The organism is Brachybacterium massiliense (genome assembly GCF_900184245.1).
GTDB lineage: Bacteria > Actinomycetota > Actinomycetes > Actinomycetales > Dermabacteraceae > Brachybacterium > Brachybacterium massiliense.
Genome location: NZ_FXXB01000008.1, coordinates 216,578 through 240,028, shown reverse-complemented (window position 1 = coordinate 240,028; position 23,451 = coordinate 216,578). Strand labels below are relative to the sequence as shown.

The window sequence follows — 23,451 nt, the reverse complement described above, 5'->3', positions numbered from 1 at the left end:
AAGGGGTGTCCGGCCCTCTGTTGATGAATTTCGTGTGACACGTCAACTCAATGTCCGATAACGGCTCTTCCTGGACATTGAGCCTTTCCGGGGTACCAGCAGCTGTGCAGTTCACAGTTCCTAGCATCCACCATCAATGCTACCGCGGCCACATTCCGAGTCGCGCTCACTTTCCGTCCGCCGTGCACAATCTGCGTGCCACTCGAAATGACGATTCGGGTATGGAATGCTTTGTTGATGCCGACCGTCCGCAGCACCAAGCCGAATCCCGACGAGCTGATCCCCGCGGCCCTCGCCGCGCGCATCGTCGGTATCGATCGCTCCGCCCTCGCGCATCTGATCGATCACGGCCTGATACCCCGTCTCGACCTCGACGCCGTCCGGGCGCTAGCCGCCAGTGGCGAGGTGGCCGCCAAGACCACCGACTCCCCCGGCCATCTCGTGATCCGCATGGATGTTGACCCCGCCGTGCAGCGGATCGTAGACATGAGCAACGACGAGCTATTCGGCAGCATGGAGGGTCCCCACCGACTCCCCGAATCCTCGGCAGGTCGCGCCGTGCTGTTGTGCGTGCGGTCGTTCGTCATCGCCACCGGGCACCTCGAAAGCCTCGGCAATCCGATCCCGCTGCGCACCGATCGATGAGGTCGCGAGATCACTGGACGAAGCATCTCGGTCAGCATCGACCACCGTCTGAACAACCTCAGCTCCCGCCCCTCTAAGCCGATCGAGGATGCCCGGTGGCTGGGCCGCCGGGCTCGTGTCGGCACCGGTGGCGCGGCGCTTCCCCTACAGTCCTAACGCTCAGGGCCTGCAGCCATGCCGAGACCGACTGTCGTCACAACACGGTGACGTTTGGGCTGGACGGCGTCTCGTACGAGATCGACCTGAACGAGAACAACACTCGTCAGCTGCGCTCCGAGATGGAGAAGTGGACCGTTATGGCGCGGCGCACTGGTGGTCGTGCGCAGCGCGGCACCGGTGCCAGCACCGGCGGCGACGCCGCGAAGATCCGCCAGTGGGCGGTCGCGAACGGTTACGAGGTCTCGGAGCGGGGTCGCATTCGCGCCGATGTCCGTGAGGCCTACGCCAAGGCGAACTGACTCCGCACTGTCCTCACTCGGCCCAGCACACCTGGATGGTGCCGGGCCGTGGTGCGTCCGCGCACGTCTCGCAGCACGGGTCCGCTGATGAGTGCAGCGCTGCCTTAAGACAATCTTGAGAATGCGTTCGATCTCTCGCGTCATCCTTTCGACCGTACAGGTAAAGGCCCGGCCTACCCTCCGGGGGTATCAGGAGAGCGTGCGCAAAGCCGCGGTTAAATCTTCAAGCAGGGCACCCCATGCCTCCGTAGAACCGCCGAACCAGCCCGTACGTTGGTTTCACTGCCCACGAAATGAGCTGGCGCTTCACTGGTCGCTCTGCCGTCGCTGCGGCACTGACGAAGTCATCGACTCCCTCCCGTCTCGAGGAGGGAAACCTACGGAGTAGAAACATGGCCCATAACAACACCCACCGCGCCTTCGGCCGAGCAGTCACGCCTGTCGGGACCGCTGGACGCGCGTTGCGGGGCACCGGCGGTGCCGCTGTCCTCGGCACGGTCCTCCTCGGATCCGCTTTCGCCGCGGGCCCGGCTCAAGCCGCCCCCGCCGCGTCGCCCGCCGCACCTGCCATTTCTGCACAGGCTGCTGCGCCGGCGGCGCCGGCCCCGGCACACGCGACGTCCGTCTCCACGGCGGAGAAGCTGCGGTGGGGTTCGCAGGGCTCTGCCGTGGAGCAGCTGCAGTCAGCTCTGAACGACCATGGTGATTCGCTGTCCGTCGACGGAAAGTTCGGCAAGCTCACCCATGGGGCCGTGAAGGACTTCCAGCGCTCGCATGGCCTGAAGATCGACGGCATCGTGGGCCCCGAGACGCGCGGCGCACTGAACGGCGGCGCATCGACCTCGGGCGGTGGAACCTCTGCTCCCGCCCCCTCGAACTCCGCGACGAACTCGCAGCAGGCGATCGTCGATGCCGCGCGCAGCCAGATCGGTGCCTCCTACTCGTGGGGGACCTCCAAGCCGGGCGTCAGCTTCGACTGCTCGGGTCTGAGCTCGTACGCGTACAAGCAGGCCGGTATCGACCTGCCCCGTACCTCGTCGCAGCAGGTTGCGGCTGGAACCACGATCTCGAAGTCCGAGGCCCAGCCCGGTGACCTCGTGGTGTGGCCCGGCCACCTCGGGATCTACGCCGGTGGCGACACGGTCATCGACGCGGGGCGCACCCCGGGTGCCGTCACGGAGCGGACCATCTGGGGTTCGCCGACCTTCGTCACCTTCCGCTGACCGCAGGTCGCAACGCCCGCGCAGAGGGAGCCCCGACCAACGGTCGGGGCTCCCTTTGCGTGCAGAGGCAGCGGTATCAGCTGATCGAGGCCAACAGCTCTGCACAGGCCTGCTCGCAGCGGCGACAGGCGTCCGCGCAGACCTTGCAGTGCTTATGCATTTCAGCGTGCTTCTCGCACTCCTCGGCGCAGGATCGGCACGCCGCCTGACACGCCTCGAGCAGGGCACGGTTGAGGGCGACGTTCTTCCCGGTCTGGCGGGATAGGACCCGGCCGGTGGCTTCGCAGACGTCGGCGCAGTCCTGGTTCAGGCGAATGCATTGGGTCAGCTCCGCCACCATGTCTTCGGCCAGGCAGGCGTCCGCGCAGGCTGTGCAGGTCTGGGCGCACTCGAAGCAGGCCTCGATGCATGCGGCGAGCTTCTGCTGGTCGATGGTGCCGAGGTCCTTCGGGTAGGTCTGAAGCATTGATGCGACGTGATGGGTCATGATCCTGCTCCTTCTCGTTCCGGACGGACCGGCGGATGCCGGCCCGTCCTGACGACGCTAGCCATCGCCCCCGAAGGACGGAAGCGGATAGACCGTACGTTCGGAGGCAGTGCGGGCCGACTGGTCAGCGCGGTGCTCAAGAAGTCAAGATCTGACCTTGAGGAGACCTTGATCTAGAGGACATACGCTGGTGCAAAGTATCCTCTGACTAGGAGAAATCATGCGTTCTCGTCGCTCTCTCGGCCGTCTCGCGGCCGTCGTCTTCACCGGTGCGATTGTGTTTGCCGGCTGCACCGACAGCGGGTCTGAGGAGGGTCAGACGCCGGGCGAGTCAGAAGCGTCGGAGGCGTCCGATGGTGGTGGCAACGGGGGCATGGAGCACCCGATGGATGGCGGCCCAGCGCCTGAGGGGATGGTGCCCGCGGAGGATCCCGAGTTCCCGGTCGGCACGGAGGTGACGCTCACGGCGGACCACATGGAGGGCATGGAGGGGGCGACGGCGACGATCTCGGGCGCCTTCGACACCACGACCTACTCGGTCAGCTTCACGCCGACCGATGGCGGTGAGCCGGTCACTGACCACAAGTGGGTCGTTCACGAGGAGCTCGAGAACCCGGGCGAGGCACCGCTGGCAGAGGGCACCGAGGTGGTCATCACCGCCGATCACATGACCGGGATGGAGGGTGCTGAGGCCACCATCGACAGTGCCACCGAGGAGACCGTGTACATGGTCGATTACGAGGCCGACGGGATGATGATGACGAACCACAAGTGGGTCGTCGAGAGCGAGATCGAGCCTGCGTGATGACCTCCCCGTCGTACCTTCGAGGCCCGCGCGCCTCCTCCGGGGGTGGGCCCCGTCGTCGTACCGTGCGGCTGCCCCGGCGATCGCTCGTGATCGGTGCCGTCCTGTTCCCGCTCGTGGTCGCCGGCTGCGGGGCCGGTGGGTCCGAGCCCGCATCCATCACGGGTGATCAGGAGTTGCTTCAGGAACATGGCTTCGCCGACGCGGACGCGCACGAGATCATCGACCGTCTCGAGGCGCTCCCGGTGGCTGAGCGACCGCAGGATCTGATCGCCAGCGTCACCGCGACGTCTCTGCAGCTCCGAGACGATGCAGGGCGCGAGGCCGAGCTGCCCCTTCCCGAGGACCAGTTCTACTTGTCGGTGGCCCCGTTCGTCGAGACCACCCACGAGTGCGCGTTCCACAGCCTGACCACGTGCCGCGGAGAACTGCGCAGCCGCGAGCTCACCGTGAGCGTGGTCGACAGCAGCTCGGGCGAGGTCCTTGAGGAGGGCCCTCGCACCACGCATGACAACGGGTTCATCGGTTTCTGGCTGCCGCGCGGGATCACCGCGGAGCTCACGTGCACCCTCGAGGACTACACGGGGACCGCGTCCATCTCGACCCAGGCGGAGGATGATCTGACCTGTCTGACCAGTCTCCAGCTGACGTGAGCAGGCGAAGCACCCGGTCCGCCTTCTGGCATTCGGTGGTCGGCCCAACTGGGCGGAGCGTGACACCACGCCTGAGTCGGCGGACCACGCTGCGGCTGGGCGGGAGCCTGCTCGTACTAGCGCCCCTTCTTGCGGCGTGCAGCGGTTCTTCGGATGCGGCGAGTGAGGCGAACGCCGGGTACGTCTCCGGTGATGGGGTTGTCGTCGAGATCCCCCCGGAGGGTCGCGCCGAGCCTTTGGAGATCCGGGGAACGACGTACAGCGGAGACGACTTCGACTCCACGGCGCTGCGCGGTGCACCCTTGCTGATCAACGTCTGGTATGCGTCGTGTCCGCCGTGCCGGGTCGAAGCACCGGCGCTGAAGGCTGTGCACTCCGAGTACAGCGCCCTGGGAGTGGAGTTCGTGGGCGTGAACACGCGCGACAAGGCCGGGCCGGCCGCCGCGTTCGAGGAGACCTTCGGCATCACCTATCCCTCGATCCCCGATCCCGACGGAGTCGTCATCTCTTCCATGGACGGCAGCGTCTCGCCCAACGCCGTCCCCACGACTTTGATCCTGGATGCTGAAGGACGAGTAGCCGCCCGGATCACGGGCGCGGCCAACCAGAGCACCCTCGAGAGCCTCCTGGATACCGTGCTGGCGGAGGCCGCCTGATGGGTGAACTGTTCGCCACCACCGTGCTGAGCGGACCCCTGGCCGCAGCCCTGCTGCTGTCGATGGTGGCCGGTCTGGTCGCGTTCCTCTCGCCGTGCGTGCTTCCGGTGGTCCCCGGCTACCTCGGATACATCACCGGGCTCACCGGAGGAAGCGTCGGGCCGCCCCGCACCGGCGATCCCGGGGAACGGCCATGGCGCCTGGTCACCGGAGCTGTGCTGTTCGTCGCGGGCTTCACGGCGGTGTTCCTGGTCATCGGCGGTTTCGTCGGTGCACTCGGGTCATTGATGGTCCAGTACACCAGCGCGATCAATCGGATCTCCGGGGTGCTGGTGATCCTCATGGGACTGGTGTTCGTGGGAATCTTCCCCCGTCTCTCCGGTGAGAAACGGATCCGGAAGCGCCCCGATGCCGGACTCGCCGGCGCACCCCTGCTCGGGATCACGTTCGGCTTCTCCTGGACTCCGTGCATCGGCCCAACGTTCGCCGCGGTCGCCGCGCTCAGCCTCGGGGAGGCCTCCGCGAGCCGCGGCGCACTCCTCGCGTTCGGCTACGCGATCGGGCTCGGGATCCCGTTCATCCTCTTCGCCCTCGTGTTCCGGCGCGCCCTCGGCATCTCCAAAATGCTGTCCCGGCATCGCCGCACGCTCCAGATCGTCGGTGGCTCCGTGCTCATCGCCATCGGACTCCTGCTGGTCACCGGCGTGTGGGAGCAGTGGATGGCTCTCCTGCAAGTGCGGATCGGCAACTTCACCACGATCGTCTGATCGCTGAGCCCGCCGTACGCGGCCGGCTCAGCGGTCAGACGATTGCTCGGGGCAACCGGATGGTGAAGGTGGCTCCCCGCCCTGAGCCCTCACTGGCCGCGGCCATGGTCCCGCCGTGCGCATCGACCAGGGCTCGACTGATCGTCAGGCCGATGCCTGAGCCGGAGTTCTCACGGGTGCGGGAGCTGTCGGCGCGGAAGAACCGTTCGAACAGGCGAGACCGGTCCTCAGCGGTGAACCCTTCGCCGTCATCCGCTACCGCGATCTCCACCGTGCTGCCGTGGGTGGCTGCCGAGACCGTGACGGTGCCTCCGGGGGAAGTGTGCCGCAGAGCATTGCTCAGCAAGTTCCCAAGTACTTGGGCGAGGCGGTCCGGGTCCGCGTGGATCGTCACGGCGTGGGGCAGGGCCATTTCTCGTCGTAATGCCACACCCGCTGTCTCAAACCGTTCCTCCCATTCCTGGAGTGCTGATGCCAGCAAGTCATCGACGGCGAGGGGGTGCAGCTGTACCGGGAGCTGGCCCTCCTCGGCCCGGGACACCTCACTGATGTCGTCAGCCAGCCGCGACAGTCGCACGGTCTGGCCGGCGAGGATGGGCATGGCTGCCTCCGGCTCGATGACGCCATCGGCCATCGCCTCGTGATGTGCCGAGAGGGTGGCGATGGGGGTGCGCAGCTCATGGGCGAGGTCGGAGAGCAGTTGGCGTCGGGTCTCCTCGACGGCGTCCAGGCGCGCTGCCATGTCGTTGAGCGTGGCGGCCAGAGAGTCGAGTTCGGTCCCGGCTCCGACGGAGGGCACGCGCGTGGAGTAGTGGCCGCGGGACAGTTCATCGACAGCCGAGGTGAGGCCGTGAAGCGTCTGGCGGAGTCGTCGTGCCAGGTTCCAGGTGACCAGGCCGGCGGCCAGGAGGGAGACCACCAGTCCGACCCCGAGGGCAAGTGCGAGCGCGTCACGGTAGGCGCGTTCGATGTGGACGAGCTCGTCGCTGCCCACCGGGAGATCGGTCTGGAGCAGGTGGTAGTGGAAGACGGCGGGCCCGATGATCACCGTCAGCACCGTGATGGTGAGCGCGCCGGCGAGCAGCACGATGAGCTGGCCGATCATCAGGCGCGAGGCCAAGCTGGTGCTAGGGCGAACCGTTCGCACAGATGTATTCGGTGCGGCCACAGCTCACCCCTTCCCCATCCGGTACCCGATACCGCGCACCGTGGTGACGAACCGTGCAGACTCAGCCGTCTCGTCGAGTTTTCGTCGGAGGTTGGCGATGTGCACATCGACGAGATGGTCATCTCCGATCCAGCTGTCTCCCCAGACGGCCTCCATCAGCTGTCTGCGACTGAAGGCCTGGCCAGGACTGAGCGCCAGGGTCATCAAGAGTCCCCTCTCGGTGGGGGTCAGCGGAAGTGGCCGGCTGGCGAGCCGCACCTCCTGGGCAGCTGTGTCGATCTCGAGCTCTCCAAAAGTGCGCACTGTGTCCGAAGACGCCGTCCCGGAATCGGCGCGGGGCCTGCGCAATACGGCCTGGACCCGAGCGACGAGCTCACGCACGCTGAACGGCTTGGTGAGGTAGTCATCCGCCCCCACCGACAGCCCCACCAGGCGATCCACCTCCTCTGACCGTGCCGTCGTGATCAGCACGTAGCAGTCGGAGAAGGCGCGGATCCTGCGCATCACCTCCAGACCGTCGAGCCCGGGCAGGCCGAGATCGAGGACGATCACGTCCGGTGACAGAGTGCGGGCTGCCTCCACCGCCTCCGGACCGCTCCGCGCGCTAGCAGTCGCGTAGCCGGCCTTCACGAGATACGCCTGGACCACATCCGACAGCGCGGCTTCGTCCTCGACGACGAGAACCATCGCCGCTGCTCGATCCGTTTCACTCCTCATGGCTCCAGTCTGGTCCCCGTCCCTGGAGATCGCGTGTCTACGGAGGCGCAGACGGACTATCTGGACCAGATCTTGAGGAACTCTCGACGAGAACTTCGCCCGCCCCGGGGGAAGCTGATGTGGACCGTGCCGCGTACGAACTCGACCCACTAAGGGAGCTGCTCGATGATGCCTACCGATGCGATGTCGTGGCTGATGTGGGTGATAGTCGCCGGTCTGCTCGCTCTCCTCTGGGCCTCGGCACTGCTGCTGGCATGCACCGTGCCGCCCGGGCGCCCCCGACGCGCGCGGGACGAGAACGAGGCGATCGGGGAACTCTCGCTGCGCCTGGCTCGAGGAGAGATCACGGCCGATGAGTTCGAGCAACGACGACGGCTGGTCTTGGACGCCTTTCGGCCATGACACCACCCCTCGCTCTAGAAGGACTGCACCTGTGAAGACGTTTTCCCGCCGCACCGTGTTCTCCGGAGGCCTCGGCGCGGCAGCACTGACGCTCGCGGCATGTGGCGACCGAGCCGCTCCGACCGAAGTTGGAGGCTTCGCACCGCCTCCTGCCCTGACGCCGAAAGCCGGTCAGAACGTCGTCACCCAGACCCTCGCCGCGGCGCCGACGACGGTGGACCTCGGAGGGAAGACGGTCTCGACCTGGGCATACGGCGAGTCCCTCCCCGGGCCGCTGATCCGCGCCACGGCCGGGGATCTGCTGCGCATCACGCTCGAGAACCGCCTGCCCGAGGCCTCCACGATCCACTGGCACGGCATCCGACTGCACAATGCGGCCGACGGGGTTCCGGGGATGACGCAGGACCCGGTCAAGCCGGACACCTCTTTCATCTACGAGTTCGTCGCCCCCGATCCCGGCACTTACTTCCTCCACTCCCACGTCGGCCTGCAGCTGGACCGCGGGCTCTACGCGCCGCTGATCATCGACGATCCCGACGAACCCGGTGACTACGATGCGGAATGGATCGTGACCCTCGATGACTGGATCGATGGGACCGGGCAGACCCCCGATGAGGTCCTGGCCGCGCTGACCGGTGCCAGCCCCTCGGATTCCGGCGGCATGGACCACGGCAACATGCCAATGGGCGACGACGCCGCCGGCGGTAGGTCCGGAGGCATGGACCACGGCGACATGCCCATGGGCGAGGAGCCCTGGGGCGATGCCGGCGACGTGACCTACCCCCACTTCCTCCTCAACGGCCGGATCCCCGAAGCGCCGGAGATCTTCGAGGCGAAGCCCGGCCAGCGCGTGCGCCTGCGCCTGATCAACGCCTCCGCCGACACCATCTTCGCTCTCGCGCTCGGAGATCACGATCTCTCTGTCACCCACTCTGACGGATTCGCCGTCGAGCCGGTCACCGCCAAGGCGCTCTATCTCGGCATGGGCGAGCGGTACGACGTGGTGGTCACCGTGAAGGACGGCATGTTCCCTCTGGTGGCGCGTCCTGTCGGGAAGACCAGCGGCGGCCAGGGGCTCGCCGTGTTGAGGACCGGTGCCGGGGAAGTGCCCGCTGCGGACGTCCGGGTCCGAGAACTCGACGGGGAGGCCCTCATCGGATCTACTCTGGAGCCGGCCGAGGCGGCGCGACTCGAGGACCGCGCAGTTGACACCGAGCTCGGGCTCTCGTTCCAAGGCTCGATGCAGCCGTACCAGTGGGCCATCAACGGCGCCCCCTACGGGCAGAACACTCCACTGAGCATCCATGAGGGGCAGCGGGTGCGCATCATCGCGACCAACCAGACGATGATGAGTCACCCCCTCCACATCCACGGGCATACCATCGCCCTGCCATCGGGGCTCCGAAAGGACACGGTGATGATGGCACCCATGGAATCGTTCGCTCTCGACTTCGATGCGGACAATCCGGGCCGGTGGGCAGCGCACTGCCACAACGCGTACCACCAGGAGGTCGGCATGATGACCGGCATCGACTACGCGCCCTGACGCCGTGGGTTCCGGCCCCCGGCGCCGAAGTAGGTCGACATTGGTGTCGCCCTCCTGGGCCTCGATCAAAAGCGAGCGGGCCATCTGGTCGGAGTCAGCGGCTTGGATTCTGGCGCCGACTTGAGGGATGTCATGCCACCCCTCCGCGCCTCGATCACGCCGATGGTCACAGCGGATTCCGACCCCTTGACGCATACCCCCTAGGGGTATATTGTCGGACGCATGAACGCTGGCAACCAGACACACGGTCGAGACCACGGAGGACCCGGCATGCAGCACGCTCATCCTTCCTCCACGCCTCAGGACGCCCACTCCGGCAGTGCTGAGCACGACGCTCCCGACGCGCATCACGGCCACGGAACTCACGGAGACCATTCGGGACACGAGGGCCACGCCGCCGGGCACGGTGGGCACGCAGGCCATGGCGACCACGTCGCACAGTTCCGGCGGCTGTTCTGGATCAACCTGATCCTCGCGGTCCCAGTTGTCGCGTTCTCGCCGATGTTCGCGATGCTGCTCGGGTACAGCGTTCCCGAGTTCCCCGGCGCTCTATGGATCGCCCCGGTTCTCGGCACCGTCATGTACATCTGGGGCGGCCGCCCGTTCCTCACCGGCGCCGTTTCCGAGATCCGTTCCCGTCAGCCCGGGATGATGCTCCTGATCGGGCTCGCGATCACGGTCGCGTTCATCGCCTCTTGGGGTGCGACTCTCGGGATCCTCGACCACCAGCTCGATTTCTGGTGGGAGCTCGCCCTGCTGATCGTGATCATGCTGCTGGGCCACTGGGTCGAGATGCGCTCCCTCGCCCAGACCACCTCCGCGCTCGACTCTCTGGCCGCACTGCTGCCGGACATGGCAGAACGCATCGAAGACGACGAGCTCGTGAGCATCTCGCCCAACGAGCTGCAGCGCGGCGACCTCATCCTCGTCCGCCCCGGCGCGAGCGTCCCGGCCGACGGCACGATCCGGGAAGGCCGCGCCGACGTGGACGAGTCCATGGTCACCGGCGAGTCCCGCCCAGTGACGCGCTCCACCGGAGACTCTGTCGTGGCTGGCACCGTCGCCACCGATTCCAGTCTCCGCATCGAAGTCACCGCCACGGGCGACGACACCGCCCTCGCCGGTATCCAGCGCCTGGTGACCGAAGCGCAGAACTCCTCGTCCCGGGCACAGCGCATCGCGGATACCGCCGCGGCGTGGCTTTTCTGGTTCGCTCTCGGTGCCGCTGTGATCACCGCGATCACCTGGTCTCTGCTCGGCATGCCCGATGACGCCGTGGTGCGCACGGTGACGGTCCTGGTCATCGCCTGCCCCCATGCGCTGGGGCTCGCGATCCCGCTGGTCGTCTCGATCGCGACGGAGCGGGCTGCCCGCGGCGGTGTGCTGGTGAAGGACCGTCTGGCCCTGGAGGCCATGCGCACCGTTGACGCCGTCCTGTTCGACAAGACCGGCACCCTGACCAAGGGTGAGCCCGTCCTCGCCGAGATCATCACCCGCGGTGCGGACGAGACCGAGGTGCTGGCCCTGGCAGCTGCCGCCGAGGCGGAGAGCGAGCACCCGCTCGCCCGCGCCATCGTCGCCAAGGCACAGGCCGAGGGAGCGCAGATTCCTGCGGGCTCTGACGTCAGCTCCACCCCGGCACTGGGCGTGAGTGCCCAGGTCGATGGGCACGAGATCCGCGTGGGCGGTCCTCGACTGCTCGAGGAGACCGGAGTGAGCGAAGTCGAAGAAGCCGAGGCCTGGCGCCAGGAGGGCGCGATCATCCTCCACGTCCTCCGCGACGACGAGGTGATCGGCGGTCTCAAGCTCACCGATGAGGTGCGCCCCGAATCTCGCGACGCCATCGATGCCCTGCACAGCTTGGGCGTCGAGGTCGTCATGATCACCGGCGACGCCGAGGCGGTCGCGAACAGCGTCGGCCGCGAGCTCGGCATCGACCGCGTCTTCGCCGGGGTGCGACCCGAGGACAAGTCCTCGAAGGTCGCCCAGCTCCAGAAGGAGGGCATGAAGGTCGCGATGGTCGGCGACGGCGTCAACGACGCCCCTGCCCTTGCTCAGGCCGATGTCGGCATCGCCATCGGTGCCGGCACCGATGTCGCGATCGCCTCCGCCGGGGTCGTGTTGGCCAGCTCCGATCCACGCTCCGTGCTCTCGGTCATCGAGCTCTCCCGCGCCGCCTACCGGAAGATGAAGCAGAACCTCTGGTGGGCTGCCGGCTACAACCTGATCTCTGTGCCGCTCGCGGCGGGCATCCTCGCCCCCATCGGGTTCGTGCTGCCGATGTCCGTCGGAGCGATCCTGATGTCCCTGTCCACCATCGTGGTCGCCCTGAACGCCCAGCTCCTGCGACGCCTCGACCTTCGCCCGGAGGCGACCGTCGGCGCCGTCCGCGCTCGCCGCGGACCCAGTCTCACCGAGCGGAATCACTCATGAACACAGTCCCCAAAACCGCGGAGGGCCATGCCTGTCACAGCGGGCCTCACGGATATATCCAGGACAAGCCCCGCTACCTCAACCGCCTCAAGCGCATCGAAGGCCAAGCCCGCGGGATCTCCCGAATGATCGACGAAGACGTCTACTGCATCGACATCCTCACCCAGATCTCTGCCCTGGACAGCGCGCTGGAGAACGTTGCGCTGGGCCTACTCGGCGACCACCTCCACCAATGCGTACTCGATGCCGCCCGCGAAGGAGGAGACGAGGCCGAGATCAAGCTAAGTGAGGCCTCTGACGCGGTAAGGCGCCTCGTCAAGTCGTGAAGAGAACCGGGGGCTTGCGTTCCCTCTGTCAGCTCGAATGGCTGCGCACCTACAGGCCGATCTTGCCCGCTGTTGAGTCTTCGAAGGCGCTGGCGGGGCGCACGTACCGTGCGAGGGAGTCCAGTCGACGGTGTCTGGTGGTGCGGGAGATCGCCATCGGGTCGACGCCCTCCTCTGCGGCAGATGTCGCGTGTCCGGCGCGCAGGGAGTGTCCCGAGACCCAGGTCTGGTCGACTCCTGCGATGTGGGCGTTGTCCTTCTCGTTGATGTTGGCGGCTGCGGCGCGGGCCTGGATGATGCGTGAGATCGAGCGGTCCGACAGTGCGGTGTCGGCGATACGGGAGTGGTTGTAGATGCGGGAGAAGACTGGACTCCCCTCCCCCAGCTTCCTGCTGCTGGTTTCGAGCCATGCTTCGAGTGCGAGGACGGGGCAGGTTTCGGGGTGGGCTCCGAGTGGGATGCCGATGAGGTCGCCTCTCCCGGTCTGGTCGGCCTTCGAGCGACGGATCCGCAGTAGCAGGCCGTCGTCGTGGCGGGCGATGTCGTTCGTGGTGAGGGCAGCGAGCTCGCGGCGACGCAGTGCGGCGGCAAGCCCGAGGAGGAGGATCGCACGGTCACGCTTGCCGGTCGCGGTCTCGAGATCGTCCATCGCGTCGACGATCTGACGCATCAGGGTGGTGGTCAGAGGTGTTGCTCGACGGGACGGTGCGGTCCCGAGCGTCCTGCCGGCAGAGCGGAGTGCCTGGCGGACTCCGTGGTGAGCCGTGGGGTCATCGAGACCGGTGTCGAGGTGGGCGGCGGAGATGGCGGCGACGTCGCGGGAGATCGTCGAGTGTGCGACGTACGTGGAGCAGTTCGCGATGTAGGACGCGACGACTTCCGGGCCTGTGGGTACAGCCGGGTAACCGCGCTCCTGACACCAGGCCGTGAAGATGCGCATGGCGGAGGCGTAGGAGCGCCTGGTCTCGGCGGAGCGTCTGCCCGCGAGGAGAGTGCCTACGTTCTGGGCGTCCTCGAGCCTGACCAGCGTGGGCAGTGGCGTCCGCTTCTGGATGGCTCTGCTCATGTGCCCTCCCTCTGTCGCACGAGAGCACGTGGTCTCCCGCGGTGCCGGGCCACGGGGGTCAGACGGCGCTCTCGTGTTCCTGGCTGGCGACCCAGGAGTTGACTCCGGAGACGCGGTAGCGGACACGTCCACCGAGCTTGACGTAGGTGGGCCCCATGCCGAGGCTGCGCCAGTTGGCGAGGGTTCCGGCGGCGAGGCCGAGGACGTCGGCGACGTCGTTGGCGGTCATCAGTTCGTCGAGCGTGACGACATCGCGGGGTGCGGGCTTGCGGGGCATCGTGTCCTCCGGATTCGAGCGGGGCCGCGGTCCGGCCCTTGTGCTCCGCGACAGTGGGCGGGGGCTCACGGAACCTGTCGCGGAGGTAACGGCGCACGCAGGCGGGCTCACTGTGCGTCACGCGATGTGCGTCTGGTCCGACCTGCTCGTGAACCAGCAGGAGTGCGTCGATACGGCCACGCGGGGGGGGGGGACGCACGCGATGTCCGTGCAGGAGGTGCAGAGGGCGACGAGGGCTCAGACCGCGTCGACCTTCGCTGGGCTGGGAAGTCATCGGACGGACTTCGCTCGAGGACGCGGTGACCGTAGGCTGATGTGATCGGCGAGAGGAGGTGCGTGCGCGTCTCGCGCCGCGACCACCAGGTTGGAACCTGGAGAGCACAGCATCGACCGGGCTCAGGTATTCCCGTACCGCGACGGCTTCGCCATCCGATGGTCGATTCGACTCAACAACGGGCGGCTCACGCGCCCGCTCACGCAGGGTCTAATGAAGGGCAAGGTGAGGGCTCGAGCGAGGGCGCGGGCTGCAGACCTGCTCAGCAGCTCCAGCGACGGCAGGTGGAAGGGCACCAGCGACACCCTCGACTATCTGGACAAGGTCACGCTCCCGGCCATCCGAGCCGAGCGACTGGCCGACACGACGACCCGGCGCTACGAGCTCGCGTACCGGCTTCTGCGCGGGGTGTGCGGCGACGAGGCATGCAAGCACACCCATTCTCTGGCCGGCTTGTCGCTACGAGAGGCGATGCGGCCTCGAGCCCTGATCTCGTGCCTGGAGGAGATGGGGAGGCTGCACGGTGCGGTCAACGCGAAACATGCCAAGACGGTCGCGAAGAAGTACCTGGCGGCGCCACTGCGCGTGGATGAGGTGATCGAGTACAACCCCCTCATCGAGCTGGATCTCGACCTGTCCGGGGCGAAGAGGCCCGCATACGCGCGGGGCGGCCGGGCGCTGACCGCGGAGCAGTACCGCGCGGCGATCGAGTACCTGCTGGCCGCCGATCCGGAGGACGTGGAGGCGCCGAAGCGTGGACGGTGGACGCACGGACAGCGGGTGGTCGAGCGGGCCGCGTGCATCGACATCGTGCTCGCGCAGGCGACGACGGGGCTGCGGACCTCTGAGCTGTGCATGAGGCCCACGGAGGACTGCCGCGTGGACGATTCGGGCACGTTCATCGTTGAGTTGTCGCCGGAGGCCACGAAGACGCGAACGGGTCGCCCAGTCCCTGTCCTCGCCCCTGCGGTGAGCAAGCGGTTGGCGGCGAGGCTCGAGTCGGGGTCTCCGTGGCTGTTCCCGTCGCCGACGGACCCGGCCAAGCCGTGGGATCCGCGCAACCGGGACAGGAAGCTCGCGGCGATGTACAAGGAGCTAGCCGAGAAGCTGAACATCGAGATGTTCGAGAATGAGCGCGGGCACTCGTGGCGCACGACGAACAACACCCTGTTGTGCGACGTGCTGCCGGAGGCGACCCGCACTCGGTTGTTCGGGCATACGGCAGCCGTGAATCGGCAGCGGTACACGGCGGTCACGAGCACGGAGGCTGTGGTCTCTGCGGCAGCCGCCATGTTCGAAAGTGACCGCTAGAGTGACCGCTAGCGGCGGTATTTGGCGGTCACATCCCGGAACCTCGTGAAGCATGTGGCTGCAAGTATCCACTCACTGCCAGCGCATTCGTCGTCCGACCTGGGCACCTACCCCTAGTTCGCTCCGAGTCAAGGGGTCGCAGGTTCAAATCCTGTCAGCCCGACCGAAAGACCGAACGGGCGTTCTCCGCGAGATGCGGGGAGCGCCCGTTCGGCATTCCTGCCTGTCCGTGCCCTCTCAGCTGCGCACGGGACCCACCCAGATCTGCTGGGCGTTGGTGAACTCACGGATGCCGTGCGGTCCCAGCTCGCGACCGTAGCCCGAACGCTTGATGCCACCCGAGGGCAGGCGCGGATCGGACTTCACGATCCCGTTGACGGAGACCTGTCCGGCCTCGATGCGGCGCGCCATCTCGACGCCGCGCTCGGTCTCGGTCCAGATCGCGGCGCCGAGCCCGTAGGGGGTGTCGTTGGCGATCGCGAGCGCATGCTCGGCGTCGTCCGCCGCGATCACCACCGCGACCGGGCCGAAGGTCTCCTCGGTGCAGGCTGCCATGCCGGGTTCGACCCCTGTGAGCAGGGTGACGGGATAGAAGTACCCCTCCCCCTCGGGCATCTCGCCGCCCATCACGAGCGTTGCACCGGCCTCGACGCTCGAGGTGACCTGGCGGTGGAGGTTCTCTCGCAGCTCCTTCCGCGCGATAGGACCCACCTTCGTGGCCTCGTCGCGCGGATCCCCGACCACGAGCTCCCGCAGCTGCGCGGCGAGCAGCTCGACGAACTCGTCATGCACCGAGCGCTCGACGATCACCCGCTTCGCGGCGATGCAGGACTGCCCGGCGTTGATGATCCGCGAGAGCGCGGAGACCTCGGCGGCCTTGTGGAGGTCCGCGTCGGCGAGCACGATGCAGGGGTCCGAGCCGCCGAGCTCGAGCACCGCGGGCTTGATCTCGCTCGCCGCGATCGAGGCGACCGTCGCCCCGGCCCGGTCGGAGCCGGTGAAGGACACCGCCCGGATGCGTGGGTCGCGGATCGCCTGCTCGACGTCCTCGGTGGCGGCCAGCAGCGTCTGGAACACGCCCTCAGGGGCGCCGGCGGCCCGGAACACCTCCTCGAGCGCCGCGGCGCAGCCGGGCACGTGCGGGTCGTGCTTCATCACGCACGTGTTCCCGGCCATCAGCGCCGGGGCGCAGAAACGGAAGGCGACCCAGAACGGGGCGTTCCACGGGAGGATCCCGAGCACCGGCCCCAGCGGGAGGTACTGCACGTACGACGAGGTCGCATCGGAATCCAGATGCTCGTCGGCGAGGTAGCTCTCGGCGTGCTCGGCGTAGTGCTCGGCGGCCCACGCGGATTTCGCGACCTCGCCGTGCGCCTCGCCGGCGGGCTTGCCCATCTCCTCCGTCATCAGCGGGGCGAGCTCGTCGGTGTGCTCGCGCAGATGGGTCGCGACGCGTCGCAGCACCGCGGCGCGCTCGGCGATGCTGGTGCTCCCCCAGGTGGTGAACGCCTCCTGCGCGCGGTCGATGATCTCGGTGATCTCCTGCGGGGTCGCGGCGGGGACCTCCCTCACGACGGCGCCGGTGGTGGGATCGATGGCTGTCAGCGTGGTCATGCTGGTGCTCCTCTCAGAAGCTCGGCGCGACGGCGGCGCGGGGGACGGATCGGACGGAGCTGGCGTGGACGGTGAAGTCCTCCGGCAGGGTGAAGAAGGGCGCACAGCCGTCCTCGGTGATGCGGACTGTGTCAGAGATGCCGACGGTCTTGGTGCCGTCCACACCCCACATCCACGGCAGCAGATGGAAGGTCATGCCCTCCTCGAGCGGGCGCTCGTCCCCCTCGAGCAGGGAGATGATGTACCCCTCGTCCCAGGACGGCGGGAACGCGATGCCGATCGAGTAGCCGGCGCGCGTGACCAGCTGCGCCCCCACGTCGTTGCTCTCGATCCGCATGCGGGTGAGGCGGGCGACCTCGGAGACGGTCACGCCGGGCTTCATCAGCTCCCGCAGCTCCGCGAGGGTCTCCTTCATGAGGTCCTGGGCGGAGCGCATCGAGGGCGAGAGCGCACCGTTGACCACGGTGCGCATCATGGCGGTGTGGTACCGGCGGTAGCACCCGCCGACCTCGAGGAACACGTGCTCGCCCGGCCGGATCATGCGCCCCTCCCAGGTGGAGTGACCGATCATCGAGCGCGGTCCGGAGGCGACGTACGGCATCACCGCCGGGAACTCGCCGCCCGCCCGGAACATCGCCGCGGCGATCGCGGCGGCCACGTCGTTCTCCGTGGCACCGGCGACCGCGGCATGCAGCCCGGCGGCCATCCCCGCCTCCCCGGCGTACGCGGCCAGCTGCATCACCTCGATCTCGGCCCAGGACTTGCGCACCCGGCCGTCCTCGACGATGCCGAAGCAGTCCACCAGTCCCTCACCGAAGGCGTCGCGGAAGCGATCCTGCTGGTAGGCGGGGAAGTAGTAGCTGTTGCGCTCGTAGCCCACCCGGGCATCGCCCAGGCGCAGGTCCCGCAGGGTGCTGACCAGCTCGAGGATCGCATCGCCGTCATCGGCGTAGGCCCTCGAGTGCTCGAGCCAGGTCCGGGCGGTCACGTTGGACTCCTCGAGCGCTCTGGTGATCATCACCGAATCCGCCTCGAGGGGCACGATCAGCGCCTGGAAGAAGGAGTACCCCGTGGTCTGATGATCGGTGAGGTACATCAGGTTCTCGGGATCGGTGATGATCACCGCGTCGAGCTCCCGCTGCGCCATCCTCTCGCGCAACTCCCGGAGCCGGCGCTCGTACTCCTCGGCCGGGAACGTCATGCTGGAGCGGCGGCGCATCAGTGCGTCCTCACCGCAGCGTCGAGGGCCTGCGCGAGGAGGTCGAGCCCCTCGGTGAGATCCGCCTCGGGGATCGTCAGCGGCGGGATCAGCTTGATCACCTTGCCCCCGCTGCCGCATGGACCGATCAGCAGCCCTCTGTCGAAGCATTCCTGCTGCACCTGCTTGGCGAAGGCGCCGTCACCGGTGTCCAGCGCCTGCATCATCCCGCGGCCGCGCACCTCCCAGCCGCGGTCCGGGTGGCTCGCGGCTATGCGCTGGAGCGCCTCGCGCATCTGCTCGCCCTTGGCCAGCACGTCGGCCAGGAAGGACTCATCGGTGAAGTAGTCCAGCGCGACCGTGCCCGCGACGAAGGACAGGCCCTGGCCGCGGAAGGTGCCGGTGTGGGCGCCGGGCGACCAGTGCGCATCGACCTCCGGCTTGTTGAGGTTCATCGCGATGGGGGTGCCGAAGCCGCCCAGCCCCTTGGCGAGCGTGATGATGTCCGGATCCAGGTCCATGCCGTCGAAGGAGAAGTAGCCGCCGGTGCGGCCCACCCCCGCCTGGATGTCATCGATGATGAACAGCGCACCGACCTCCTTGGCGAGGTCCTGGATCTCGTGCAACCATTCACGGCTGGCGATGTTCACCCCGCCCTCGGCCTGGACCGGCTCGACCAGGAAGGCCGCCGGGGCGGTGACACCGCTCGAGGGGTCGCGCAGAGCGGCGGCGTAGTCCGCGATGCCGGTGCGGCCGCCGGGAGCGGTCTCGAAGGGCAGCCGCACCACGTCCGTCAGCGGCACGCCTGCCCACTGGCGGAAGGCGTGGTTCGCGGTCGCGGCCAGGGAGCCCAGCGTCATCCCGTGGAAGCCGTGGCTGAAGGCGACGATCTCGCGCCGTCCGGTCGCCAGGCGGGCGAGCTTGAGCGCCGCCTCCACCGCGTTCGAGCCCGTCGGCCCCATGAACTGCATGCGGTGGTCCATGCCGCGGGGTGCCAGCACCACCTCCTGGAAGCGGGCGATGAAGTCACGCTTGGTGGTGGTGTAGGTGTCCAGGCTGTGCGCCACCCCGTCGGCCTGCAGGAAGGCGATCATCGCCTCCTTCATCCGGGGGTTGTTGTGCCCGAAGTTCAGCACCCCGGCGCCGGCGAAGAAGTCGATGTAGCTGGTGCCCGCCTCATCGACCTGGCGCGCATTGGAGGCGGAGGCGAACACCGTCGGATAGGCGCGGCAGTACCCGCGGATCTCGGACTCATGCTGCTCGAAGATGGTGGTGTCCATGGGGGTCCTCCCGTCGCGGTGCAGGGCGCTTCGCTGCACACGCCCGGCCGGATAGCGAAGATCACCCCGTCTGGCAAGTAGGTGCCGGTGTGCTGACCCTCACCCGGGGGTGCTCGCCCCGTCAAGCACCTCGTGGCGGGCCGCTTCGCGAATCCTCCCGATGCAGGTCACCGGCCCGACCGCCCGGTAAGGCGCGTCGGCTCCGCACGGCGCTGTCCTACCCTGGCCCGCTCGGTCCCGCTCGGCCCCGCTCGGTTCCGCTCGTCCTGCTCAGTCCCGCGCGCCCGCCGGGTCCTCGCGGATCCACTCGGCGTCGGCGAGGGAGATCTCGGAGGCCATGTCCTCGAGGAAGCGGATCACCGTCTCCCGCTCGGCGTGCGTGAGGCGACGCACCGCATCGACGCGGCGTGCCTGCGTGGCTCCCACGGTGCGGATCGCGGACGCCCGAGTGGCGGGCTCGATGGTGATCACCAGCGCGCGGCGATCCGAGGGGTGGGGCGCTCGCCGGATGTGGCCGGCCCGCTCGAGGCGATCCAGCAGCTTGGTGGTCGAGGCGCTCGAGATCTCGAGCGCCTGGGTGATCGCGCCGGGGGTCGCGATGGTGCCGGTGTTCTCGCAGACGATGAGGAAGTGCAGCGCCCTCATGTCGGTCTCGCCGAGCTTCATGTAGCGCAGGGAGGCCTCGGACAGCTCCTGCTCCGCGGCACGCAGTCGCGACAGCGCCCCCATCAGGGCATCCACCTGCGCGATGTCCGACTCGCTCATGCCGGTGCGGTCCACCAGCTCCTGGTGGCGATCGCTCGAGTCGAGGGAGAACAGGGAGGGCGGTGCGGAGGGCTGCTCATGATCGCCCTCGCCGGGATGGGGCGAGCTCATGACCACCATCATAGAACTTCTCACCGCTCAGATATCTTGCCAAGCTAACAATGTGTGCGAGACTGGTCCGGCTCAGACCCGTCCTCAAAGGAGCATCATGGCCTCACCGGCGCAGTCCCCGGCCCCGACCGAGAACACCCATCGGCGGCCGGTCCCCCGCCTCCCGCGCGCGCTGCGGATCCTGCTGCCGGCGCTGCTGATCCTGGGCTGGCTGGTCGCCGCCGGGATCGGTGGCCCCTACTTCGGACGCGTCGACGAGGTCTCCTCCAACGATCAGGCGGCCTATCTGCCGGACTCCGCGGATGCCACGCAGGTCTCCGAGCGCTCCGCCGAGTTCACCGGGTCCTCGTCGATCCCGGCGATCGTGGTGATCACCTCGGAGGAGGAGCTCGACGAGGAGACCATCGCGCGCATCGGCGAGGCCGCGGAGGCGCTCGCCGAGGTCAGCTCGGTCAACGACGACATCTCCCCCGCGATCCCCTCGGAGGACGGGCTGGCGGTGCAGGTGTTCGTCCCGATCGACTCGGAGGCGGACCTCGGAGAGGCGAGCACCGAGATCGAGGAATCGCTCGCCGCAGACCTGCCCGATGGCCTGACCTCGTACGTCACCGGCCCTGCCGGTCTCTCCGCGGACCTCGCCGAGGGCTTCACCGGCCTGGACGGGCTGCTGCTGGGCGTCGCGCTGGGCGCGGTGTTCGTCATCCTGATCATCGTCTACCGCTCCTTCCTGCTCCCGCTGATCGTGCTGTCCACCAGCGTGTTCGCGCTGTGCGTGGCGCTGCTGACGATCTGGTACCTGGCCGCGGCGGACATCCTGCTGCTGTCCGGGCAGACCCAGGGCATCCTGTTCATCCTCGTGATCGGCGCGGCCACCGACTATTCGCTGCTGTACGTCGCGCGGTATCGCGACGAGCTGCGCCACACGCGGGACCGCTGGCCCGCCACGCTCACGGCGCTCAAGGGGACGATCGAGCCGGTGCTCGCCTCCGGAGGGACCGTGATCGCCGGCCTGCTGTGCCTGCTGCTGTCCGACCTGAAGTCGAACTCCACCCTCGGACCCGTCGCGGCGATCGGCATCGTGTTCGCGATGGCCGCCGCGCTCACCTTCCTGCCCGCGGTGCTCTACGCGTGCGGCCGCGTCGCGTTCTGGCCGCGACGCCCTCGCTTCGACCCCGACGCCCCGGATGCCGGCGCCGATCCCTCCGCTCACGGCCTGTGGGGCCGGATCGCGGTGGCCGTGCGACGCCGCCCCCGCCCGCTGTGGATCCTCACCGCGATCGTGCTCGCCGTGGGCTGCCTCGGCGTGACCCAGCTCCAGGCCGACGGCGTCCCGCAGTCCGATCTGGTGCTCGGCGAGTCCACCGCCCGCGACGGACAGGCCGCCCTGGGCGAGCACTTCCCCGCCGGTGCCGGATCCCCCGCGCAGGTGCTCGTGGCCGAGACCTCGCTGCAGGAGACCGCGGACCTGCTCCTGGCCCAGGACGGCGTGGACTCGGTGACCGTCACCGCCGAGGACTCCCCCAGCGGCTCCGCCCCGGTGACCGAGGAGGGCATCCAGGCGCAGGGCCCGCCCGGGACCCCGGCCCCCGAGCCGACGGTGGTGAACGGCGACGTGATGCTGCAGGCCACGCTCACCGACGCCGCCGACTCCCCCGCCGCCGCCGAGACGGTGCGCGAGCTCCGCACGAGCTTCGCCTCTCAGGACATCGCCGCGCTCGTGGGCGGCCCCACCGCCACCTCGATCGACACCAACGACGCCTCCGCGCACGATCGGGCGCTGATCATCCCGGTGGTCCTCGCCGTGATCGTGCTGATCCTGATGCTGCTGCTGCGCTCGATCCTGGCCCCGATCCTGCTGGTCGCCACCACGGTGCTCTCCTTCGGCACCGCGATGGGCGTCTCCGCGCTGGTGTTCAACCACCTGTTCGACTTCCCCGGCGCGGATCCGGCCGTGCCGCTGTTCGGGTTCGTGTTCCTGGTGGCGCTGGGCATCGACTACAACATCTTCCTCATGACACGGGTGCGTGAGGAGTCGCTCCAGCACGGCACCCAGGAGGGCGTGGTGCGCGGACTGGCCGTCACCGGCGGAGTGATCACGTCGGCCGGCCTGGTGCTCGCCGCGACCTTCGCGGCGCTCGGGGTGATCCCGATCCTGTTCCTCGCACAGATCGCCTTCATCGTCGCCTTCGGCGTGCTGCTGGACACCTTCGTGGTGCGCACCGTGCTGGTGCCGGCGCTCGCGTTGGACCTGGGCAAGGTCATCTGGTGGCCCTCGAAGCTGTGGCGGTCCGGGCGAGCGTGAGCAACCCCGCCCGGACGGAGGCGCAGCGCGGCTCGCACAGTTCCTAGGATGTCCTCATGAGCAGTGCGACCCCTCTCCCCCAGACCTCTCCCGCCTCGTCATCGGCGCACAACGAGTACGTCCTCACGGTGGTGTGCGAGGACGGTCCCGGCATCGTCCACGCGGTGACCGGAGCGATCGTGGAGATCGAGGGGAACATCACCGAGTCCCGCCAGTTCGAGAGCGGCACCACCCACCGCTTCTACCTGCGCCTGCAGGTGCTCACGGCGGCGAGCCTCGAGGAGTTCGAGCAGGCGCTGGCCCCGGTGGTCGAACGCTTCGACCTCGAGCATCGGGTCGACCTGGTGGGCCGCCCGGTGCGCACCCTCGTGCTCGGCTCCACGGCGAAGCACTGCGTCAACGACCTGCTCTTCCAGGTCGACTCCGGGAACCTTCCGATCGAGGTGCCGCTGATCCTGGCCAACCACCCCACCCTGGAGCGTCTGGCCGCGTTCTACGAGGTCCCCTTCGAGCACCTGCCCACCAAGGGCGAGGGCGCGAAGGAGGCGTTCGAGGCGCGGATCCGCGAGGCCGTGATCGAGCACGACATCGAGCTGGTGGTGCTGGCCCGCTACATGCAGATCCTCTCCCCCGAGCTCTGTGCGGAGCTCGCCGGGCGCTGCATCAACATCCATCACTCCTTCCTGCCCGGCTTCAAGGGGGCGAACCCCTACCGGCAGGCGCATGCGCGCGGCGTGAAGCAGATCGGCGCGACGGCCCACTTCGTCACCGACGACCTGGACGAGGGCCCGATCATCGAGCAGGACGTGATCCGGGTGGACCACACCCGCTCGCCCAAGGAGCTGATGGCGATCGGCCAGGACGCGGAGGCGCGCACCCTGCGCCAGGCCGTGGCCTGGTTCGCGCAGTCGCGGGTGCTGCTGGACGGCACCCGCACGGTCATCTTCCGCTGACCGCCGCCGACCGC

Annotated in this window: 23 protein-coding genes; 14 read left to right on the top strand and 9 right to left on the bottom strand. The window is 68.2% G+C overall.

The features are described 5' to 3' along the window. The first annotated feature begins 237 nt into the window (after positions 1-237). The 3 genes from BN4251_RS11060 to BN4251_RS11050 all read left to right on the top strand — a co-directional run bounded on the left by BN4251_RS11060 (position 238) and on the right by BN4251_RS11050 (position 2,326). Positions 238-645, top strand: coding sequence for a hypothetical protein (locus BN4251_RS11060; protein ID WP_087485165.1), 408 nt, complete (start codon positions 238-240; stop codon positions 643-645). Between the two features lie 203 nt (positions 646-848). Continuing rightward, positions 849-1,103 carry a histone-like nucleoid-structuring protein Lsr2 gene (locus BN4251_RS11055; RefSeq protein ID WP_245810306.1) on the top strand — a complete coding sequence of 85 codons (255 nt, stop codon included), beginning with the start codon at positions 849-851 and terminating at the stop codon, positions 1,101-1,103. Positions 1,104-1,495: 392 nt separating this feature from the next. After that, positions 1,496-2,326, top strand: coding sequence for a C40 family peptidase (locus BN4251_RS11050; RefSeq protein WP_087485164.1), 831 nt, complete (start codon positions 1,496-1,498; stop codon positions 2,324-2,326). Positions 2,327-2,402: 76 nt separating this feature from the next. Here BN4251_RS11050 and BN4251_RS11045 read toward each other — a convergent pair whose 3' ends face one another. Further along, complete coding sequence (locus BN4251_RS11045; protein ID WP_087485163.1) at positions 2,403-2,813, bottom strand: four-helix bundle copper-binding protein; 411 nt, start codon at positions 2,811-2,813, stop codon at positions 2,403-2,405. A 220-nt stretch (positions 2,814-3,033) separates the two neighbouring features. Here BN4251_RS11045 and BN4251_RS11040 point away from each other — a divergent pair, with 220 nt between their 5' ends. The 4 genes from BN4251_RS11040 to BN4251_RS11025 all read left to right on the top strand — a co-directional run bounded on the left by BN4251_RS11040 (position 3,034) and on the right by BN4251_RS11025 (position 5,694). Next, on the top strand, positions 3,034-3,618 hold the full coding sequence (locus BN4251_RS11040) for a YdhK family protein (RefSeq protein ID WP_087485162.1): 585 nt from the start codon (positions 3,034-3,036) through the stop codon (positions 3,616-3,618). A gap of 176 nt (positions 3,619-3,794) precedes the next feature. Further along, positions 3,795-4,271 carry a CueP family metal-binding protein gene (locus tag BN4251_RS11035; RefSeq protein ID WP_245810305.1) on the top strand — a complete coding sequence of 159 codons (477 nt, stop codon included), beginning with the start codon at positions 3,795-3,797 and terminating at the stop codon, positions 4,269-4,271. A 59-nt stretch (positions 4,272-4,330) separates the two neighbouring features. Beyond that, positions 4,331-4,927 (top strand): TlpA family protein disulfide reductase, encoded by a 597-nt coding sequence (locus tag BN4251_RS11030; RefSeq protein WP_245810304.1) that lies wholly within the window; start codon positions 4,331-4,333, stop codon positions 4,925-4,927. Continuing rightward, positions 4,927-5,694: a cytochrome c biogenesis CcdA family protein gene (locus BN4251_RS11025; protein ID WP_087485159.1), complete on the top strand. Its 768-nt coding sequence runs from the start codon at positions 4,927-4,929 to the stop codon at positions 5,692-5,694. Before BN4251_RS11030 ends, BN4251_RS11025 begins: the two co-directional genes overlap by 1 nt. Positions 5,695-5,728: 34 nt before the next feature. Here BN4251_RS11025 and BN4251_RS11020 read toward each other — a convergent pair whose 3' ends face one another. Both BN4251_RS11020 and BN4251_RS11015 read right to left on the bottom strand, forming a co-directional pair. Further along, positions 5,729-6,799 carry a sensor histidine kinase gene (locus tag BN4251_RS11020; protein ID WP_087485158.1) on the bottom strand — a complete coding sequence of 357 codons (1,071 nt, stop codon included), beginning with the start codon at positions 6,797-6,799 and terminating at the stop codon, positions 5,729-5,731. Between the two features lie 66 nt (positions 6,800-6,865). Next, positions 6,866-7,579, bottom strand: coding sequence for a response regulator transcription factor (locus BN4251_RS11015; RefSeq protein ID WP_245810303.1), 714 nt, complete (start codon positions 7,577-7,579; stop codon positions 6,866-6,868). A 165-nt stretch (positions 7,580-7,744) separates the two neighbouring features. On the opposite strand from BN4251_RS11015, the gene BN4251_RS11010 reads away from it, so the two are divergent. The 4 genes from BN4251_RS11010 to BN4251_RS10995 all read left to right on the top strand — a co-directional run bounded on the left by BN4251_RS11010 (position 7,745) and on the right by BN4251_RS10995 (position 12,286). Continuing rightward, positions 7,745-7,981 (top strand): SHOCT domain-containing protein, encoded by a 237-nt coding sequence (locus BN4251_RS11010; protein WP_087485156.1) that lies wholly within the window; start codon positions 7,745-7,747, stop codon positions 7,979-7,981. A gap of 31 nt (positions 7,982-8,012) precedes the next feature. Continuing rightward, positions 8,013-9,527 (top strand): multicopper oxidase family protein, encoded by a 1,515-nt coding sequence (locus BN4251_RS11005; RefSeq protein ID WP_087485155.1) that lies wholly within the window; start codon positions 8,013-8,015, stop codon positions 9,525-9,527. 270 nt (positions 9,528-9,797) lie between these two features. Further along, positions 9,798-11,960: a heavy metal translocating P-type ATPase gene (locus BN4251_RS11000; protein ID WP_245810302.1), complete on the top strand. Its 2,163-nt coding sequence runs from the start codon at positions 9,798-9,800 to the stop codon at positions 11,958-11,960. After that, complete coding sequence (locus BN4251_RS10995; RefSeq protein ID WP_087485154.1) at positions 11,957-12,286, top strand: metal-sensitive transcriptional regulator; 330 nt, start codon at positions 11,957-11,959, stop codon at positions 12,284-12,286. Before BN4251_RS11000 ends, BN4251_RS10995 begins: the two co-directional genes overlap by 4 nt. 49 nt (positions 12,287-12,335) lie before the next feature. Here the strand turns inward: BN4251_RS10995 and BN4251_RS10990 are convergent, their stop codons facing one another. Together BN4251_RS10990 and BN4251_RS10985 are read right to left on the bottom strand one after the other, a co-directional pair. Next, the gene (locus BN4251_RS10990; RefSeq protein WP_087485153.1) at positions 12,336-13,352 is read right to left on the bottom strand and encodes a tyrosine-type recombinase/integrase; all 1,017 of its coding nucleotides are present in this window, start codon (positions 13,350-13,352) and stop codon (positions 12,336-12,338) included. Between the two features lie 58 nt (positions 13,353-13,410). After that, the gene (locus tag BN4251_RS10985; RefSeq protein WP_087485152.1) at positions 13,411-13,629 is read right to left on the bottom strand and encodes a helix-turn-helix transcriptional regulator; all 219 of its coding nucleotides are present in this window, start codon (positions 13,627-13,629) and stop codon (positions 13,411-13,413) included. A gap of 487 nt (positions 13,630-14,116) precedes the next feature. Between BN4251_RS10985 and BN4251_RS10975 the strand changes: the two genes are divergently transcribed. Further along, entirely contained in the window at positions 14,117-15,214 is a 1,098-nt protein-coding gene (locus tag BN4251_RS10975; RefSeq protein WP_140398429.1) for a tyrosine-type recombinase/integrase, read from the top strand. A 237-nt stretch (positions 15,215-15,451) separates the two neighbouring features. Here BN4251_RS10975 and BN4251_RS10970 read toward each other — a convergent pair whose 3' ends face one another. From BN4251_RS10970 to BN4251_RS10955, 4 genes are all read right to left on the bottom strand, one after another. Then, entirely contained in the window at positions 15,452-16,828 is a 1,377-nt protein-coding gene (locus BN4251_RS10970) for an NAD-dependent succinate-semialdehyde dehydrogenase (RefSeq protein WP_087485149.1), read from the bottom strand. Positions 16,829-16,841: 13 nt separating this feature from the next. After that, positions 16,842-18,047, bottom strand: coding sequence for an ectoine hydrolase (gene doeA, locus BN4251_RS10965; protein ID WP_087485148.1), 1,206 nt, complete (start codon positions 18,045-18,047; stop codon positions 16,842-16,844). After that, positions 18,047-19,306, bottom strand: a complete 1,260-nt coding sequence (locus tag BN4251_RS10960) for an aspartate aminotransferase family protein (RefSeq protein ID WP_087485147.1) — start codon at positions 19,304-19,306, stop codon at positions 18,047-18,049. Before BN4251_RS10960 ends, doeA begins: the two co-directional genes overlap by 1 nt. A 270-nt stretch (positions 19,307-19,576) precedes the next feature. Next, positions 19,577-20,182 (bottom strand): MarR family winged helix-turn-helix transcriptional regulator, encoded by a 606-nt coding sequence (locus BN4251_RS10955; RefSeq protein ID WP_087486341.1) that lies wholly within the window; start codon positions 20,180-20,182, stop codon positions 19,577-19,579. A 97-nt stretch (positions 20,183-20,279) separates the two neighbouring features. Between BN4251_RS10955 and BN4251_RS10950 the strand changes: the two genes are divergently transcribed. After that, positions 20,280-22,484 (top strand): MMPL family transporter, encoded by a 2,205-nt coding sequence (locus BN4251_RS10950; RefSeq protein WP_087485146.1) that lies wholly within the window; start codon positions 20,280-20,282, stop codon positions 22,482-22,484. Positions 22,485-22,540: 56 nt separating this feature from the next. Beyond that, entirely contained in the window at positions 22,541-23,437 is an 897-nt protein-coding gene (locus tag BN4251_RS10945) for a formyltetrahydrofolate deformylase (protein ID WP_087485145.1), read from the top strand. The last annotated feature ends 14 nt before the right edge of the window (positions 23,438-23,451 follow it).

Coding starts and splice junctions, on each gene's coding strand:
- BN4251_RS10985 (WP_087485152.1), bottom strand. CDS start 13,629: ATGCCCCGCAAGCCCGCACCCCGCGATGTCGTCACGCTCGACGAACTG.
- BN4251_RS10960 (WP_087485147.1), bottom strand. CDS start 19,306: ATGGACACCACCATCTTCGAGCAGCATGAGTCCGAGATCCGCGGGTAC.
- BN4251_RS11010 (WP_087485156.1), top strand. CDS start 7,745: ATGATGCCTACCGATGCGATGTCGTGGCTGATGTGGGTGATAGTCGCC.
- BN4251_RS11020 (WP_087485158.1), bottom strand. CDS start 6,799: ATGATCGGCCAGCTCATCGTGCTGCTCGCCGGCGCGCTCACCATCACG.
- BN4251_RS10970 (WP_087485149.1), bottom strand. CDS start 16,828: ATGACCACGCTGACAGCCATCGATCCCACCACCGGCGCCGTCGTGAGG.
- BN4251_RS11040 (WP_087485162.1), top strand. CDS start 3,034: ATGCGTTCTCGTCGCTCTCTCGGCCGTCTCGCGGCCGTCGTCTTCACC.
- BN4251_RS11060 (WP_087485165.1), top strand. CDS start 238: ATGCCGACCGTCCGCAGCACCAAGCCGAATCCCGACGAGCTGATCCCC.
- BN4251_RS10945 (WP_087485145.1), top strand. CDS start 22,541: ATGAGCAGTGCGACCCCTCTCCCCCAGACCTCTCCCGCCTCGTCATCG.
- BN4251_RS11000 (WP_245810302.1), top strand. CDS start 9,798: ATGCAGCACGCTCATCCTTCCTCCACGCCTCAGGACGCCCACTCCGGC.
- BN4251_RS11025 (WP_087485159.1), top strand. CDS start 4,927: ATGGGTGAACTGTTCGCCACCACCGTGCTGAGCGGACCCCTGGCCGCA.
- BN4251_RS10990 (WP_087485153.1), bottom strand. CDS start 13,352: ATGAGCAGAGCCATCCAGAAGCGGACGCCACTGCCCACGCTGGTCAGG.
- BN4251_RS10995 (WP_087485154.1), top strand. CDS start 11,957: ATGAACACAGTCCCCAAAACCGCGGAGGGCCATGCCTGTCACAGCGGG.
- doeA (WP_087485148.1), bottom strand. CDS start 18,047: ATGCGCCGCCGCTCCAGCATGACGTTCCCGGCCGAGGAGTACGAGCGC.
- BN4251_RS11045 (WP_087485163.1), bottom strand. CDS start 2,813: ATGACCCATCACGTCGCATCAATGCTTCAGACCTACCCGAAGGACCTC.
- BN4251_RS11015 (WP_245810303.1), bottom strand. CDS start 7,579: ATGAGGAGTGAAACGGATCGAGCAGCGGCGATGGTTCTCGTCGTCGAG.
- BN4251_RS11050 (WP_087485164.1), top strand. CDS start 1,496: ATGGCCCATAACAACACCCACCGCGCCTTCGGCCGAGCAGTCACGCCT.
- BN4251_RS10950 (WP_087485146.1), top strand. CDS start 20,280: ATGGCCTCACCGGCGCAGTCCCCGGCCCCGACCGAGAACACCCATCGG.
- BN4251_RS10975 (WP_140398429.1), top strand. CDS start 14,117: ATGAAGGGCAAGGTGAGGGCTCGAGCGAGGGCGCGGGCTGCAGACCTG.
- BN4251_RS10955 (WP_087486341.1), bottom strand. CDS start 20,182: ATGAGCTCGCCCCATCCCGGCGAGGGCGATCATGAGCAGCCCTCCGCA.